Origin of the sequence: Burkholderia sp. BCC0097 (genome assembly GCF_902832985.1) — a bacterium.
Classification (GTDB): Bacteria; Pseudomonadota; Gammaproteobacteria; order Burkholderiales; family Burkholderiaceae; genus Burkholderia; species Burkholderia orbicola.
Genome location: NZ_CADFDM010000009.1, coordinates 20,276 through 36,287, shown reverse-complemented (window position 1 = coordinate 36,287; position 16,012 = coordinate 20,276). Strand labels below are relative to the sequence as shown.

Annotated in this window: 11 protein-coding genes; 7 read left to right on the top strand and 4 right to left on the bottom strand. The window is 69.2% G+C overall.

Going from position 1 to position 16,012, the window contains the following annotated elements; all coding sequences use genetic code 11:
* Positions 1-7: 7 nt before the first annotated feature.
* The 3 genes from HWX07_RS27775 to HWX07_RS27765 are packed head-to-tail and all read right to left on the bottom strand — an operon-like array spanning position 8 to position 3,880.
* Entirely contained in the window at positions 8-1,912 is a 1,905-nt protein-coding gene (locus HWX07_RS27775; RefSeq protein WP_175878455.1) for a dipeptide ABC transporter ATP-binding protein, read from the bottom strand.
* A gap of 25 nt (positions 1,913-1,937) precedes the next feature.
* Positions 1,938-2,939, bottom strand: a complete 1,002-nt coding sequence (locus HWX07_RS27770; protein WP_175878454.1) for an isoaspartyl peptidase/L-asparaginase — start codon at positions 2,937-2,939, stop codon at positions 1,938-1,940.
* Complete coding sequence (locus HWX07_RS27765; protein WP_012338312.1) at positions 2,936-3,880, bottom strand: MurR/RpiR family transcriptional regulator; 945 nt, start codon at positions 3,878-3,880, stop codon at positions 2,936-2,938. The genes HWX07_RS27770 and HWX07_RS27765 overlap by 4 nt, the downstream gene beginning before the upstream one ends.
* Positions 3,881-4,353: 473 nt before the next feature.
* Between HWX07_RS27765 and HWX07_RS27760 the strand changes: the two genes are divergently transcribed.
* The 5 genes from HWX07_RS27760 (at position 4,354) to HWX07_RS27740 (ending at position 12,026) form a co-directional block, all read left to right on the top strand.
* A complete protein-coding gene (locus HWX07_RS27760) occupies positions 4,354-5,625 on the top strand; it encodes an MFS transporter (RefSeq protein ID WP_175878453.1) in 1,272 nt (423 codons plus the stop codon).
* 27 nt (positions 5,626-5,652) lie between these two features.
* On the top strand, positions 5,653-8,073 hold the full coding sequence (locus HWX07_RS27755) for a glycoside hydrolase family 31 protein (RefSeq protein ID WP_175878452.1): 2,421 nt from the start codon (positions 5,653-5,655) through the stop codon (positions 8,071-8,073).
* A 127-nt stretch (positions 8,074-8,200) separates the two neighbouring features.
* On the top strand, positions 8,201-9,388 hold the full coding sequence (locus HWX07_RS27750) for a porin (protein ID WP_175878451.1): 1,188 nt from the start codon (positions 8,201-8,203) through the stop codon (positions 9,386-9,388).
* Positions 9,389-9,696: 308 nt separating this feature from the next.
* Entirely contained in the window at positions 9,697-11,718 is a 2,022-nt protein-coding gene (locus HWX07_RS27745; protein ID WP_175878450.1) for a BCCT family transporter, read from the top strand.
* Entirely contained in the window at positions 11,715-12,026 is a 312-nt protein-coding gene (locus HWX07_RS27740; RefSeq protein ID WP_175878449.1) for a hypothetical protein, read from the top strand. Before HWX07_RS27745 ends, HWX07_RS27740 begins: the two co-directional genes overlap by 4 nt.
* A 102-nt stretch (positions 12,027-12,128) precedes the next feature.
* Here the strand turns inward: HWX07_RS27740 and HWX07_RS27735 are convergent, their stop codons facing one another.
* Positions 12,129-12,977, bottom strand: coding sequence for a methyltransferase domain-containing protein (locus HWX07_RS27735; protein WP_175878448.1), 849 nt, complete (start codon positions 12,975-12,977; stop codon positions 12,129-12,131).
* A 154-nt stretch (positions 12,978-13,131) separates the two neighbouring features.
* Here HWX07_RS27735 and HWX07_RS27730 point away from each other — a divergent pair, with 154 nt between their 5' ends.
* On the top strand, positions 13,132-14,595 hold the full coding sequence (locus HWX07_RS27730) for a metallophosphoesterase (protein ID WP_175878447.1): 1,464 nt from the start codon (positions 13,132-13,134) through the stop codon (positions 14,593-14,595).
* A complete protein-coding gene (locus tag HWX07_RS27725) occupies positions 14,592-15,953 on the top strand; it encodes a cytochrome c peroxidase (protein ID WP_175878446.1) in 1,362 nt (453 codons plus the stop codon). Before HWX07_RS27730 ends, HWX07_RS27725 begins: the two co-directional genes overlap by 4 nt.
* The last annotated feature ends 59 nt before the right edge of the window (positions 15,954-16,012 follow it).

The following is a 16,012-nucleotide window of genomic DNA, read 5'->3' as shown; positions in this document are numbered from 1 at the left end:
CGCGCGTTCAATACGCGCCGCCGACGCGATGCGTCGCGACGTAATGATCGGGGCCGACCGCGACGAGCGGCGCGACGACCGGCTCGTCGCCGACCGCGCGGATCGGGCTCGGAATCTCGTCCGCGGCAAGCTGGCGCGGCGCATGCCGGCGCGCGGGGTCGGCCACCGGCACCGCACTCATCAGCTTCTTCGTGTACGGATGTTGCGGCGCCTCGAACACCGCGCGGCGCGGGCCGATCTCGACGATCTGGCCGAGATACATCACCGCGACGCGATGGCTGATGCGCTCGACCACCGCCATGTCGTGCGAGATGAACAGGTACGCGACGCCGAGCTCGCGCTGCAGGTCGAGCATCAGGTTGACGATCTGCGCCTGTACCGACACGTCGAGCGCCGACACCGACTCGTCGGCGATCACGACCTTCGGGTTCAGCGCGAGCGCGCGCGCGATCGCGATCCGCTGGCGCTGGCCGCCCGAGAATTCGTGCGGATAGCGGCGCGCGGCCTCAGGCGGCAGGCCGACCTTCTCGAGCAGCCAGTCGACGCGCGCCTGTGCTTCACGGCCGCTCGCAACGCCGTGCACGAGCAGCGGCTCCATGATCGAGAAGCCGACGGTCAGGCGCGGGTTCAGCGACGCGAACGGATCCTGGAAGATGAACTGGATGTTGCGGCGCAGCGCCTGCAGGTCCGAACCCTTCAGCGCGCTGATGTCGCGGCCGTCGAATTCGATCGAGCCGCTTTGCGATTCGACGAGACGCAACAGCGAACGGCCGGTGGTCGACTTGCCGCAGCCCGATTCGCCGACGAGCGCGAGCGTCTCGCCCGCGCGCAGCTCGAAGCTCACGCGTTCGACCGCGTGCACGTACTGCGACACGCGGCCGAACACGCCGCTCTTCACCGGAAAGCGCGTGACGAGATCACGCACGCGCAGGATCGGCGGCGCGGCGTGATCGACGGGCGGCTGAGCGTCGTTCGCGGCGGACGCCGCGGTCGGAGCCTCGGCCGTCGCGCGCGTGCCGTCCACCTTCAGCAGCGGGAATTTCTCGGGCGCGTCGGTGCCCTGCATCGAGCCAAGCCGCGGCACGGCCGCGAGCAGCGCCCGCGTGTAGCGATGCGCGGGCGTCGCGAAGATGCGCTCCGACTCGCCCTCCTCCACCTTCTCACCGCGATACATCACGAGCACGCGGTCGGCCACTTCGGCCACCACGCCCATGTCGTGCGTGATGAAGATCACGCCCATGTTCATTTCGTCCTGCAACCCGCGCACCAGTTGCAGGATCTGCGCCTGGATCGTCACGTCGAGCGCGGTCGTCGGCTCGTCGGCGATCAGCAGCGCGGGCCGGCACGACAGCGCCATCGCGATCATCACGCGCTGCCGCATCCCGCCCGACAACTGGTGCGGATAGCGCGCGAACACGCGGCGCGCTTCGGGGATGCGCACGAGATCGAGCAGCCGCAGCGCTTCCGCGCGGGCTTCGGCCGCGCCCTTCGACTGGTGCAGCGCGATCGCCTCGCTGATCTGGTCGCCGACGCTGAACACCGGGTTCAGCGACGTCATCGGCTCCTGGAAGATCATCGCGATGTCCGCGCCGCGGATGCCGCGCATCGTCGCGGCGCTCGCCCGCGCGAGATCGACCAGCGCGCCGCCACGGCGCCGGAACGCGATCCGGCCGCTCGTGATCTCGCCGCCGCCGTGCTCGACGAGCCGCATCAGCGCGAGCGACGTGACCGACTTGCCCGAGCCCGATTCGCCGACGATCGCGAGCGTCTCGCCGCGATCGACGTGAAACGACACGTTGCGCACCGCGTCGAACGTCGCGCCTTCGCGGCGGAACGTCACCGACAGGTCGTCGACGGCCACCACGCGTTGCTCGGGCAGCGCCAGGGGCGACGGGTTACGGCTCGAAGTCATGGCGTATCTCCTCGTGCGATCCGGATCAGGCCGCGTCGTCGCGGTAGATGCCGACGACCGGCGCTTCACCGACGCGTGCGTAGCCGCGATACATCCCTTCGGTGTTGAACGGCATCGCGACGTTGCCGTGCGCGTCGACCGCGATGATCCCGCCGCGGCCCGCCAGGCGCGGCAGCTTGTTCATCACGACGTCGTGCGCGGCGTCGGCGAGCGACGCGCCGCGATACGCGATCTGCGCGGCCACGTCATGCGCGGTCGCGAGCCGGATGAACATCTCGCCGGTACCTGTCGCGGAGACCGCGCAGGTCGCGTCGTCCGCGTAACAGCCGGCGCCGATGATCGGCGAATCGCCAACGCGCCCCGGCTGCTTGTTCGTGATGCCGCCCGTCGACGTCGCCGCCGCGATGTGGCCGTTCAGGTCGCACGCGACCGCGCCGACCGTGCCGTGCTTGCGGTCCGGATCGAGCGGCTCGGCGACTTGTGCGGCGGGTTGTGCGGCAGCGCCGAACGCGAAGCTGGCCGCGTCGTGGTCGAGCATCATGCCGGCCGCCGCGCGCGCCTTCACCCACTGCGCATGCCGCGATTCGGTGTCGAAGTAGCCGGGTTCCGCGAGTTCGAGCCCCTGCGCGGCCGCGAACGCATCGGCGCCCGCGCCGGCGAACAGCACGTGCTCGCTCGCCTCCATCACGCGCCGCGCGGCGAGCACCGGGTTGCGCACGCGCGTCGCGCAGCAGATCGCGCCGGCGCCGAGCGTCGCGCCGTCCATGACCGCCGCATCGAGTTCGTGCTTGCCTTCGGCCGTATAGACGGCGCCGCGCCCGGCGTTGAACAGCGGGCAATCCTCGAGCATCCGCACCGCGACGGTGACGGCGTCGAGCGCGCTGCCGCCGTCGGCCAGCACCTGTTGCGCGGCCTGCAGGATCGCGGTGAGTTCGGCGCGGTACCGACGTTCGGTGTCGCTATCCATCGCTTCGCGCAGGATCGTGCCTGCGCCGCCGTGAATCGCGACGATCGCGGATGAAGTCATGATTTTTTCGGACGTGGGGAAGAAGGGTTGGCGGCCGGCAGCGCCGCTTGCGGCTGCACGAGCCACGGCAGCAGGAATTCGGTCATCTCGGCGGCGGATTTCGCGGATCGGTGGGTGCGCAGCGCGACCGCATCGATCAGCGCCTCGATCATCGTCAGCACCGCGGCTTCCGACGTGGCCGCGAAACGCCGTTCGGCCTTGACGTACAGGTTCAGCGACGCGATCGGCGCGAGCGGCGATTGCGGGCCGTCGGAGATGCCGAGCACGCGCGCGCCGCGGGCCGCCGCACGGCGGGCCAGCTCGATCGTGTCCTTCACGTAGCGCGGAAACGCGAGCGCGATCACGAGATCGCGCGAATCGGCCGTGTACAGGCGCCGGGCCGCATGCGAAGGCCCGCCGAGCAACGCGAGCGACTGCACGCTGTCATGGCAGACGGACAGGCCGTGCTCGATCAGCCCGGCGAGGAACGCGCTCGACCCGGCGCCGAGAATCAGCACGCGGCGCGCGCCGACGATCGCCTCGACCGCCGCCTCGACATCGGCCGCGTCCAGTTGCGCACGCGTGTTCTCGATGTTGGCGACAGCCTGGTCGAACACCGCATCGATCCACGCCGCGCCGCGTACGCCGGGCTCCTGCTCCTGCGCGGAACGCAGCCGCTCGACCGGCCCGAGCGTGGCCTCGAAGCCGCGTACGAGCGCCGCGCGCATCGCCGGATAGCCGTCGAAACCGAGCGCCTTCGCGAAGCGGTTCGCGGTCGCGATCGACGCATTCACCGCCTGCGCGAGCTCGTCGATCCGCATCGTCGCCGCGCGAAACGGGTTCGCGAGCACGAATTCGCCCATGCGCCGGTGAATCGGCGTCATCAACGGCATCGCCGATGCGATCCGCTCGGCGATCGCGGGTTCGTCGTGACTGACATCGGGCGGAGCGAGAGGCGTCATGCGAAGGGTTGTTGCAAGGTTCGATGAAAATGAATTTACACAATCAGATTCCCGAAAAGAAATAAATTTTCATCAGGGTTGTCACGCCCCATCCGGCGTGCGCCGACCGTCCGGACGATCGTTCGGCCCCGCTGCACGGGCCTTTGACGAGCGGCGGACCTGCGCCGCCGCTCGCGCGATCGCCCCGCTCATCGGGAAAACCCCGAGTACGTTCGTTCGAATGCAGATTCACGTTGACCAGATTCGCATTCGAACATAGGATGTTCGAAAATGATCAGTCGTCAGATAACATTGCGACTCAATGGCGACGAAATGTTCGCTCGAATACCGTGATTTCGATATAAGCCGGCAAAGCCGGCGCGCATCAAGATCAGACATCATACGAACGAAAACGAAACACGCCATCCCCCGACGGGTGGCCCTCACGGACCGGGCAGGTGCCACGCGCCCGCCCTCCCTGACAGGAGACAGCAGTGAAGACAGTCAAGGCGTTGCGCTGGTGGATCATCGTGCTCGTGTGTCTCGGCACGATCCTCAACTACCTCGCACGGAATTCCCTCGCGGTGCTCGCGCCCGAGCTCAAGCAGGTGTTCGCGATCTCGACGCAGCAGTACTCGTACATCGTCGGCGCGTTCCAGATCGGCTACACGATCATGCAGCCTGTATGCGGGTTCATCGTCGACCTGATCGGGTTGCGGCTCGGGTTCGCGCTGTTCGCGATGCTGTGGTCGGTGGTCGGCGTCGCGCATGGCTTCGCGTCGGGCTGGCTGTCGCTCGGCATCCTGCGCGGCTTTCTGGGCCTGTTCGAGGCCGCCGCGATTCCGTCAGGGATGAAGGCCGTCGCCGAATGGTTTCCCGATCGCGAGAAATCCGTCGCGGTCGGCTACTTCAACGCGGGCACGTCGCTCGGCGCCGCGATCGCGCCGCCGCTCGTCGTGTTCCTGTCGATGCGGTTCGGCTGGCAGGCCGCGTTCATGGCCACCGGCGCGCTCGGGTTCGTCTGGGCCGCCCTCTGGTACACGCAGTACCGGTCGCCGGCCGACCATCCGCGCATCACGCCGCAGGAGCGCACGCTGATCCGCGACGGCCAGGCCACGATGCCGCCCGTGTCGAAGCGCCGTATCCGCGACGTCGTCACCGCGCGGCGCTTCTGGGCGATCGCGCTGCCGCGCTTCTTCGCGGAACCCGCGTGGCAAACCTTCAGCTTCTGGATTCCGCTGTACCTCGCCACCGAGCGCCACATGCCGCTCACCCAGATCGCGGTGTTCGCGTGGATGCCGTTCCTCGCGGCCGACGCCGGCGGCATCGCGGGCGGCTACCTGTCGCCGTACCTCGCGAATCGCTTCAAGCTGCCGCTCGTGTGGTCGCGCGTCGCGGGCGTCGCGCTCGGCGCGCTGCTGATGCTCGGGCCCGCGATGATCGGGCTCGTGTCGTCGCCGTACACGGCGATTGCGCTGTTCTGCGTCGGCGGCTTCGCGCACCAGATGATCTCCGCGCTCGTCAACACGCTGTCGGCCGACGTGTTCGATCCCGAGGAAGTCGGCACCGCGAGCGGCTTCGCCGGGATGGCCGCGTGGATCGGCGGCCTCGGCTTCTCGCTGCTGGTCGGCGCGCTCGCCGACAAGATCGGCTATGCGCCGCTGTTCGCATGTCTCGGCCTGTTCGACATCATCGGCGTCACGCTGCTCGCGGTGCTGATCCGCGGACAATCGAAGCAGGAACGCCTGCTCGCGCAGCACGCCTGACCTCCGTTTTCACCAGGAACCGCATTCATGACTTCGCTTCTTCATCCGCCCGTGTTCCGCGTCGCCAGCCACCACGCGAACCGCGTGCTGCTCGCAGCCGATACCGGCGCCACCGTCGAAATCTTCGTGCTCGAGGACGACATCGTGCGAGTGCGCGTGCTGCCCGACGCGACGGCGCGCACGCCGCGCACGTGGACGATCGCGCCAGGCCTCGACGACGTGCCGCTCGACGGGCGCGACCGCCTCGACCTGAGCGGCTTCGCGCTGCCCCACTACGAGTTCGCCGAGGACGACGACGGCGTGCGCATCGAAACCGCGCAGGTCCGGCTCGCGGTGCGCCGGCAAGGCGGCCACTGCACGTGGTCGCTGCGCGGCGCGGACGGCGCATGGCGCGTCGCGCTCGCCGACCGCGCGACGCAGGCGTACAACTTCGGCTGGTGGGACGATCGCGCATATCACTACGTCGCCCGCGAGCGCGGCGACCAGGTGTTCGGCCTCGGCGAACGCGCGGGCGAACTCGATCGCACGGGCGCCCGCTTCGAGATGCGCAACATCGACGCGATGGGCTACAGCGCGAAGCACACCGACCCGCTGTACAAGCACATCCCGTTCTACATCACGTGGTCGCCCGATACGTGCCAGGGCTTCGGGCTGTTCTACGACACGCTGTCCGACTGCGCGTTCGACATGGGCCGCGAGCTCGACAACTACCACGGGCTCTATCGCTATTTCGTCGCCGAGCACGGCGATCTCGACTACTACTTCATCGCGTCGCCCGCTACGCCGCTCGCGGCCGCGCGGCGCTTCACGTGGCTCACCGGGCGCCCCGCGCGCACGCCGAAATGGGGGCTCGGCTATTCGGGCTCGACGATGAGCTACACCGACGCGCCGGACGCGCAGCAGCAGATGAACCGGTTCGTCGAGCAGTGCGACGAGCACGACATCCTGTGCGATTCGTTCCACCTGTCGTCGGGCTATACGTCGATCGGCGCGAAGCGCTACGTGTTCAACTGGAACCGCGACAAGTTTCCCGACGCGAAGGGCTTCGTGCAGCACTACCGCGACCACGGCATCCGCCTGTGCGCGAACATCAAGCCGTGCCTGCTGCGCGACCATCCCGCGTTCGACGACGCGGCGCGGCGCGGGCTGCTGATCCGCTCCGCGTCCGGCGAGCCCGCATGGGTGCAGTTCTGGGACGAAGTCGGCGCGTATCTCGACTTCACGCAGCCGGACGCGTACCGCTGGTGGCGCGAGCAGGTCACGTCGGCGCTGCTGGAATACGGGATCGAATCAACCTGGAACGACAACAACGAATACGAGATCTGGTCGCCCGACGCAATCGCGCACGGCTTCGGCCAGCCGTTTCCGGCGCGCGAGGCGAAGGTGCTGCAGACGATGCTGATGATGCGTGCATCGCGCGACGCGCAGCGCACGCATGCGCCGGCGCGGCGGCCGTTCCTCGTGTCGCGCTCCGGCGGCGCCGGCATGCAGCGCTACGTGCAGACGTGGTCGGGCGACAACTACACGTCGTGGGAAACGCTGCGCTACAACCTGAAGATGGGCCTCGGACTCGCGTTGTCGGGCGTGTCGAACATCGGCCACGACATCGGCGGCTTCTCCGGCCCCGCGCCGTCGCCCGAATTGCTGCTGCGCTGGGTGCAGTTCGGCATCTTCATGCCGCGCTTCAGCATCCATTCATGGAACGACGACGGCACCGTCAACGAACCGTGGATGTACCCCGAGATCACCGGGCAGATCGCGTCGCTGATCAAGCAGCGCTACCGGCTGCTGCCGTACCTCTATCACCTGCTGTGGTTGTCGACGACGCGCTACGAGCCGGTGCTGCGGCCGACCCTCGCCGATTTCCCCGGCGATGCGCGCTGCTACGACGCGTGCGACGACATGATGCTCGGCGACGCGCTGCTGGTCGCGCCGGTCGTCGAGCCCGGCCAGACCGAGCGCACGGTGTATCTGCCGTCGGGCGCACGCTGGACGTGCTGCGCGAGCGCGCAGTCGTTCGACGGCGGCGCGAGCGTGACGCTGCCCGCGCCGCTCGACACGCCGGTGATGCTGCTGCGCGAAGGCCGCGTGCTGCCGTTGAACGTCGCGGAACAGCATTTCGGGGCGCGCGCCGACACGCGCGGCTTCCTCGTCGCACCGCGGATCGAGGATGGCATCGCATACGGCGAATGCGTCGAGGACGACGGCGAGACGGAAGCATGGCGCGACGGCGAATACGGACTGTGGCGCATCGAGACCGGCCGCGAGGCGTCCGGCGTGCTCGGCGTGTCGGTCCGCTGGGACGGCCGCCCGGCGCGTCCGTCCGACCGCGTCGAGATCCTGCTGCCCGCGTCGCTGCAAGGCGCGATTGCCGTGCGCGGCGCGCGTGTCGAGCAGGATGCGCGGGACGGCGCGTGGCGCCGCCTCGTCGTCGCGTTCGATCAATGAGCCACTGAACGACTGAAGTCGAAGCCACCCCGATCAGGCGGGCCGTTCGCGCGGCCCGCCGCCTGCCACAGAGGAGGCATTCAGCCTCCCGCCCCCTTGAAAAGATGAAGAGACCTGGAGATCGAGCATGAAAGCATCCGTCAACCGTTCTGTAATCCTGATTTTATCGGCCGCGTCGCTCGGCACGACCGCCGCCCACGCACAGAGCAGCGTCACGCTGTACGGCGTGGTCGACGATTCGCTCGCGTACGTGAACAACCAGCAGGGACATTCGAACGTCTACATGCGCGACGGTAACCTGTATGCGTCGAAGTTCGGGCTGCGCGGCGACGAGGACCTCGGCGGCGGCACGCACGCGATCTTCGACCTGCAGGCCGGCTTCAACCTGAATACGGGCGCGCAGGCCGCCGCCGGCACGATGTTCAATCGCCAGGCCTTCGTCGGCCTGCGCAACGCCAGCTACGGTACGGTCACGGCAGGCCGCCAGTACACGCCCTACTTCCTGTTCGTCGGCCCGTACGCGTCGAGCAGCTGGCTGACCGGCGCCACCGGCGCGCATCCGGGCGACATCGACGGTCTCGACACCACGATCCGCGTGAACAATTCGGTAACCTATACGTCGCCGACCTTCGCGGGGCTGACCGCGAGCGCGATGTACGCATTCGGCGGCATCGCCGGCGCGACCGGCAAGGGCAACACGTTCAGCGCCGCGCTGCGCTACGCGAACGGGCCGATCGGAATCGCGGCCGGCTACCTGCGGATCAACAGCTCGGGCTCGTCCGCGGGCTTCCTGAATCCGGCCACCGCATCGTCGGGCAGCTTCGCGGTGTCCGTGCTGAACCAGGGCTACCTGAGCGCGAAAGCGGTCGAACAGGTGGCGGCGGCCGGCAACTACACGCTCGGCGACCTGACGATGGGGCTCAACTATTCGAACGTGAAGTACCTGCCCGGCAACGGCTCGGCATTCACCGACACGGCCGTGTTCAACACCTACGGCGCGCTTGCCGCGTACCGCTTCACGCCGACGTTCTCGGTGGCCGGCGCATTCGCGTACACGCTCGCATCGAAGGCGAACGGCGTCGCGAACGCGGCCCGCTATCAGCAGTATTCGCTGAAGGAGTCGTACAGCCTGTCGAAACGCACGACGCTCTACGCGCTGCAGGCGTACACGCATTCGAGCGGGCGGACGCTCGGCGCGCAAGGCGCCGGGCACATCGTCGACGCGGCGCCGATCGTCGGCGATTCGCAGCAGCTCACGCCGTCGACGACGCATGGCCAGTTCGTCGGCATGGCCGGGATCGCCGTCACGTTCTGAACCCGCCTGGCGACGCCTTCCGAGCGCCGCCCCTTGCCCGGACGATGCGTATACCGCGCGTGCGCCGTCCGGGTGCCCGATCCGCGTTCGTCGCTGCATTTTCCCGCCCCGCCGGCCCGCCGCGCGCACCGCGCGGGTTTTCTCGATCGCCCTGATACCTTACAATTCGTCAGGTTTACCCTTCTGCATGCCCCTTCTTGCAGTCCTGACACCGCGGTACACTCGACGCACGCCGTATCAGGGTCCGACGCGCAACGTGCGCGCCGGGCGGCGTCGCGCCTCGTTGCGCCCACAACTGGATGCCCGCCATGCCGGATTCCCGTCCCTCGCCCCGCACGACATTCAAGCCACAGGTCGTCCTGCCCGCGCTCGCCGTGATCGGCGCGCTACTCGTCGTGTGCGCACTGCACCCGAGCGAAGCCGGCGCACTGTTCTCCGCCGGCCAGCAATGGGTCATCGCACGGTTCGACTGGTTCTACGTGCTCGCCGTCACCGGCTTCCTGGTGTTTCTCGTGCTGATCGCCGCCAGCGACTTCGGCAATATCCGACTCGGCCCCGATGACGCCGAACCCGAATTCAGCTTCGTGTCGTGGACGGCGATGCTGTTCGCGGCCGGCATGGGCATCGGCCTGATGTATTTCGGCGTCGGCGAGCCGATGCAGCACTTCCTCAAGCCGCCCACCGTCGACCCCGGCACGCCCGCCGCCGCGCGCGAGGCGATGCTGATGACCTTCTTCCACTGGGGCTTCCATGCGTGGGCGATCTACGGGCTGATGGGGCTCGTGCTCGCGTACTTCGGCTTTCGCTACAACCTGCCGCTGACGCTGCGCTCCGGGTTGTATCCGGTGCTGCGCGAGCGCATCAACGGCTGGATCGGCCACACCGTCGACGCGTTCGCGCTGGTCGGCACGGTCGCCGGCATCGCGACGACGCTCGGCTACGGCGTGATGCAGTTGAGCGCGGGCCTGCATACGGTGGCCGGATGGGACACGGGCAGCAACCTGTTCCGCATCGGGCTCGTCGCGGTGGTCGTGGTCCTCGCGGGCGTGTCGGCCGCGACCGGCCTCGACAAGGGCGTGCGCCGGCTGTCCGAGCTGAACCTGCTGCTCGCATTCCTGCTGCTCGCCTTCGTGGTGGTCGCGGGCCCGACGGCCTTTCTGCTGCGCGCGCTCGGCGACAACATCGGCCAGTACCTGTCGAGCCTCGTCGACCTGTCGTTCCGCACCTATGCGTACGCGCCGCCGCGCGAGGAAGGCTGGTTCGGCGGCTGGACGATTCTCTACTGGGCGTGGTGGGTGTCGTGGTCGCCGTTCGTCGGCATGTTCATCGCGCGCATCTCGCGCGGCCGCACGATCCGCCAGTTCGTGATCGGCGTGCTGCTCGTGCCGACCGCGTTCAACCTCGTGTGGATGACCGTGTTCGGCAACAGCGCGATCTGGCTCGATACGCACGGCGCGGCCGGCGCGCTCGCGCAGACGGCGACCAACGTCGATGCGCTGCTGTTCCGCTTCTTCGATTTCCTGCCGTTCCCGCAACTGCTGTCGATCGTCGCGATCGTGCTGATCGCGGTGTTCTTCGTCACGTCCGCCGATTCGGGCGCGTTCGTGATCGACCAGATCGCGACGCGCGGCAATGCGCATTCGCCGGTCTGGCAGCGGCTGTTCTGGGCCGCGCTGCTCGGCGTGACGGCCGCGGTGCTGCTCGTGGCGGGCGGGCTCGGCGCGCTGCAGGCAATGACGCTGATCGCCGCGCTGCCGGTCGCCATCATCATGCTCGCGCTCTGCTACGGGCTGTGGCGCGGGCTCGCGGCCGACCGCGCGCACTACTCGCAGGACGTTGCGCCTGCAACGAGCTTCTGGACCGGCCAGCACTGGCGCCATCGCCTGACGCACATCCTGCGGCAGACGACCGAGGCCGAGGCACGCCAGTTCGTCGCGGAAACGGTCGAACCCGCGCTGCGCAAGGTCGCCGACGAACTGCGCGCGAGCGGCGTCGATGCGCACGTGCAGCGCGACAGCGACGATGCGGTGCGGCTCACCGTGCCGACCGCCGAACACCGCGATTTCGTCTACGGCGTGCGCGTCACCGCGAAATCCGCGGCCGCGTTCCTGGTGCGCGAGGCGGCCGAGCCGGACGAGACGCGTGCGCACGTCCATGGCGTCGTCACGTTCTTCGAGGACGGCCGGCTCGGCTACGACATCGAATACCTGCGCGGCGACGAAGTGATCGCCGACGTGCTGCGCCAATACGAACGCTACGTGTCGCTCGCGGCAGACACCCGCACGCATCTGCTGAGCCGGGCACCGGGGCACGCGACGGAGGCCGAATGAGCGGGTTGTTGCAAAGCCGCGCGGCCGACATCATCGCGCTCGGCACGCTCGCCGTGCTGTACCTCGGCGGCGCCGGCATCGCGCTGTGGCGAATCCGCGCCGCGGCACTGCCCGGCAAGATCTACTGGATCGTCTGCGCGGCGCTGCTCGCCGGCGGCGCCGTCGCGATGGCCGGCAACCTGGCGCCGCTGCCGAACAGCGGCGACATGCCGCCCGGTTTCGCGCTCGGCGCCGAGGCCGTCCTGCTCGGCCTCGCGCTGGCGGCCGGCGGCTGCGCCTGGTTGATGCTGCGCGCGCGGAAACGCTGACGCACGCAGGTCGCATGTCCCCGCTTCGTCACGCGGGCACGGCCGCGTGCGGGGCGAACGGGCCACCGCCCCGGCCTAGATCCGCTGCTTTCACGCCACGCATCATGCGGACGGCGCGCGCGCCGTCACGAGCCAGCACGCCGCCTCGAAGCGCACCTCGGCGCCGTGCACGTATCGCTCGAACGCGACGCGTATCGTGTCGATCACGCGCCGCCGCGTCGCTTCGTCCACCTCCAGCAATGCAAAGCCGACCGGGCCCAGCCGGCCAATGTAGTCGTCCAGCGCGGATTCCGGCAGCACGCACACCCGGTCGACCGGCTCGATAGCAATGTCCGCCCAGCCGCTGTCCGACAGCACCGACGCGATCCGCTGCCGGTCGCCGAACGCGAACTGGCCCGGTGCGCCGGGCTGCCGCACGGGCAGGTTCGGCAGCAGCGGCGCGGCCGCCCGCTCGGCCGTCGTCATGAAGGGATTGTCGGCCGCGCCGCGCCACGCGACGAACCGCATCGGCGCGCCCGGCCGCGCCGCACGCCGAAGGTTCGCGAACGCCCGCACCGGATCGTCGAAGAACATCACGCCGAGGCGCGACACGATCAGGTCGACGCTCGCCGGCTCGAACGCGTGCGTCTGCACGTCCGCGCACACGAACCGGGCGGGCACGCCGCTGCGTTCGGCACGCGCCCGGGCGGCATCGATCATCCGCGCCGAAATGTCGATGCCCGTGCACCGCGCACTCGCACCGAGCCGCCGCGCGATCGCGAGCGTGACCGCCCCCGTACCGCAGCCGACATCGAGCACGCGCGTGGCAAACGACGCTGCCGCGGCCTCCGCCAGCAGCGTTGCGAACGGCTCGAACATCCGGTCCAGCGGCGCCTGCGCATCGACCCACGCGCGCCCCGACGGACCGTTCCAGAGCGCGGATTGCGCTTCGTTGGGCCGGTTGGCTTCCATCGTCGATCCCCTTCCGATTCATTGATGACGAATCGCACTGTGCTGCTTCAAGCCGGCTTGAAGTCAAGGGTGGCCGGCGCGCGCCCCGCTTTTCACATTTCTTACATTCGCGCTGCGTATCGTTGACGACTTTCCTACGGTGCCTGCCCCTCCCATGCGACGATTCCTCACGCGTGCGCTGCTCGTGCGCTGCGCTCCCCTTGCTGCCCTGGCCGCGCTGTCCGCGTGCTCGAATCACATCGATACGCCGGACGATCCGGCCAGCGCCTCGGCCAACGTCCAGGCCGCATGGGTCGAGATTGGCGACGCGAACCAGGCGATCGCGCGCGTAATCACGAACTACACGCCCGCGTCGGCCAGCGATCCGCTGTGCCCGCAACTGACCGTCGACGGCAAGGTGTCGCGCATGGCACTGCGCGCGGGCGCCGCGACCGTCGCCCAGCGGCCGACCGCCAGCGATCCGGCCGATTCGAAGCCCTCGAGCTTCCCGGTGTCCGTCTGCGAGGCCACGCTGCCGGCCGGCGTGCAGGCAGCGAGCGTCGCGGGCCGCACGCTGCCGCTGCCGAAAGCGCAGCCGCAGCGCATCGCGATCATCGCCGACACGGGCTGCCGGATGAAGAAGGCCGACAACGCCTGGCAGGCGTGCAACGATGCCGCGGTCTGGCCGCTCGAGACGATCGCGGCCAGCGTCGCGAAGCTGTCACCCGATCTCGTGCTGCACGTCGGCGACTACCACTATCGCGAGAACGCGTGCCCGCCGGACATCGCCGGCTGCAAGGACAGCCCGTGGGGCTACGGCTGGGATACGTGGCAGGCCGACCTGTTCCGCCCGGCCGCGCCGTTGCTCGCGAAGGCGCCGTGGGTCGTCGTGCGCGGCAACCACGAGGAATGCGCGCGAGCGGGCCAGGGCTGGTTCCGCTTCCTCGACCCGCGCCCGTATTCTGCCGCCCGCTCGTGCGACGATCCGGCCAACGACAACAACGCCAACTATTCGGAACCCTATGCGGTGTCGCTCGGCGGCGGCTCGCAGGTGATCGTGTTCGACACCGCGAAGGTCGGCCGCACGCCGCTGAAGACGACCGATGCGCAGTTCGGCATCTACCAGAAGCAGTTCCAGACGGTCGCATCGCTCGCGTCGAAAGCCGGCATGACGACGACGATCTTCACGAACCATCACCCGATCCTCGCGTTCGCGCCGATCGCCGGCAGCACGCCGGCGCCGGGCAACCTCGCGCTGCAGTCGGTGATGTCGAGCCTCAACGCGCAGGCGTACTACCCGCCGGGCGTGCACGTCGCGCTGCATGGCCACGTGCACGATTTCCAGGCGATCAACTTCTCGTCCGGGCACCCGGCGACGATCGTGTCCGGCAACGGCGGCGACAACCTCGACGTCGCGCTGCCCGACCCGTTCCCGGCCGGCCTGACACCGGCGCCGGGCGCCGTGATCGAGCGGCTGTCGCACAACAACAGCTTCGGTTTCCTGATCATGGAGCGCAACGCCGCACCGGCGACGGGCTGGGTGTTCCATGCGTATTCGGCGGCCGGCAAGTTACTGGCGTCGTGCAACCAGTCGGGCAGGACGCTCGCCTGCGACAAGACGGGGTTCATCGCGCCGTGACGGAAGAAGTTCGATGTGACGGCCGCGGGGGGCGTGGCCGGCGGACGTTGCGCACGCTTGTCGCGCCCCTGCTCGCCGGTCTGACGCTGGCGGCCCACGCCGCGCCGGCCGAAACGGTCCTGCTTCCCGGCGCGCCACCGTCGCGCGTCGTCGACACGATCGGCAACGGCACGCCGCAGGTGACGGGCAAGATCGACGCGGCCACCGCGCGCTTCGCGCCGGACCCGACGCTCGTCGCGCTCGGCCGCCGGATCTTCTTCGACCCGCGGCTGTCCGAGCCGCGCGGCATGTCGTGCGCGGGCTGCCACGATCCGGGCCGCGCGTTCGCGCCGACGCTGTCGGCCGCATCGCTCGCGGGGCCCGGCGTGCCGGAAGGCAGCCGGCCCGGGCGCTTCAGCCGGCGCAATGCGCCGTCGCTGCTGTACGTGCGCTACGTGCCGCGCCGCCACTTCTACCAGGACGACGATGCGCCTGCGCCGTCGCCGTTCGGCGGCCTGTTCAGCGACGGCCGCGCGGATACACTCGCCGAACAGATCCGCGGGCCGCTGTTCGATCCGAACGAGATGAACAATCGGTCGCCGGCCGCGCTGCTGCGCAAGGTCAACGCGACCGAACTCGCGCCCGAGCTCGCCGCGCGCTTCGGCGCGCCGGTGCGGCGCGATCCCGAGCAACTGGTGCGCGCGCTGGGTTCGGCCGTCGAAGCCTATCTGCAGAGCGACGAGATGGCGCCGTTCACGTCGCGCTTCGACGCATTCCTGCGCACACGCAAGCCGCTCGCGCCGGCCGAGATGCGCGGCCTCGCGCTGTTCCGGAATCCCGACAAGGGCAATTGCATGACCTGCCATACGCTGTCGGACACGTCGAGCCGCCCGGAGCGCTCGCTGTTCACCGATTTCGGCTATGACGCGATCGCGGTGCCGCGCAATCGCGCGCTGCCCGCGAACCGCGATCCGCACCATTTCGACAACGGGCTGTGCGACACCGCGCGGCGGCTGCGCTGGCCCGAGCCGACGCAATGGTGCGGCTACCTGCGCACGCCGGGGCTGCGCAACGTCGCGGTCAAGCAGACGTTCATGCACAACGGCGTATTCACGACGCTGCGCGACGCGGTCGCGTTCTACAACACGCGCTCGACCAACCCGGGCTTCTGGTACCACGGCGCCCAAACGTTCGACGACGTGCCGGCCGCCTATCGGGGCAACATCAACGTCAACTCGACGCCGATGAACCGCCGGCCCGGCACGCCGCCCGCGCTCACCGACGCGGAAATCGACGACATCGTCGCGTTCCTCGGCACGCTGACCGACGCGCGCTATACCGGCCGCGCCGCCCCGGCCGCCGCCGCGCCGGTGCGCTGACCCCTGGCCGAACGGCCAGCCGACGCGCGCCCGCTTGCGGTCAGCGCAAACACTGGTTA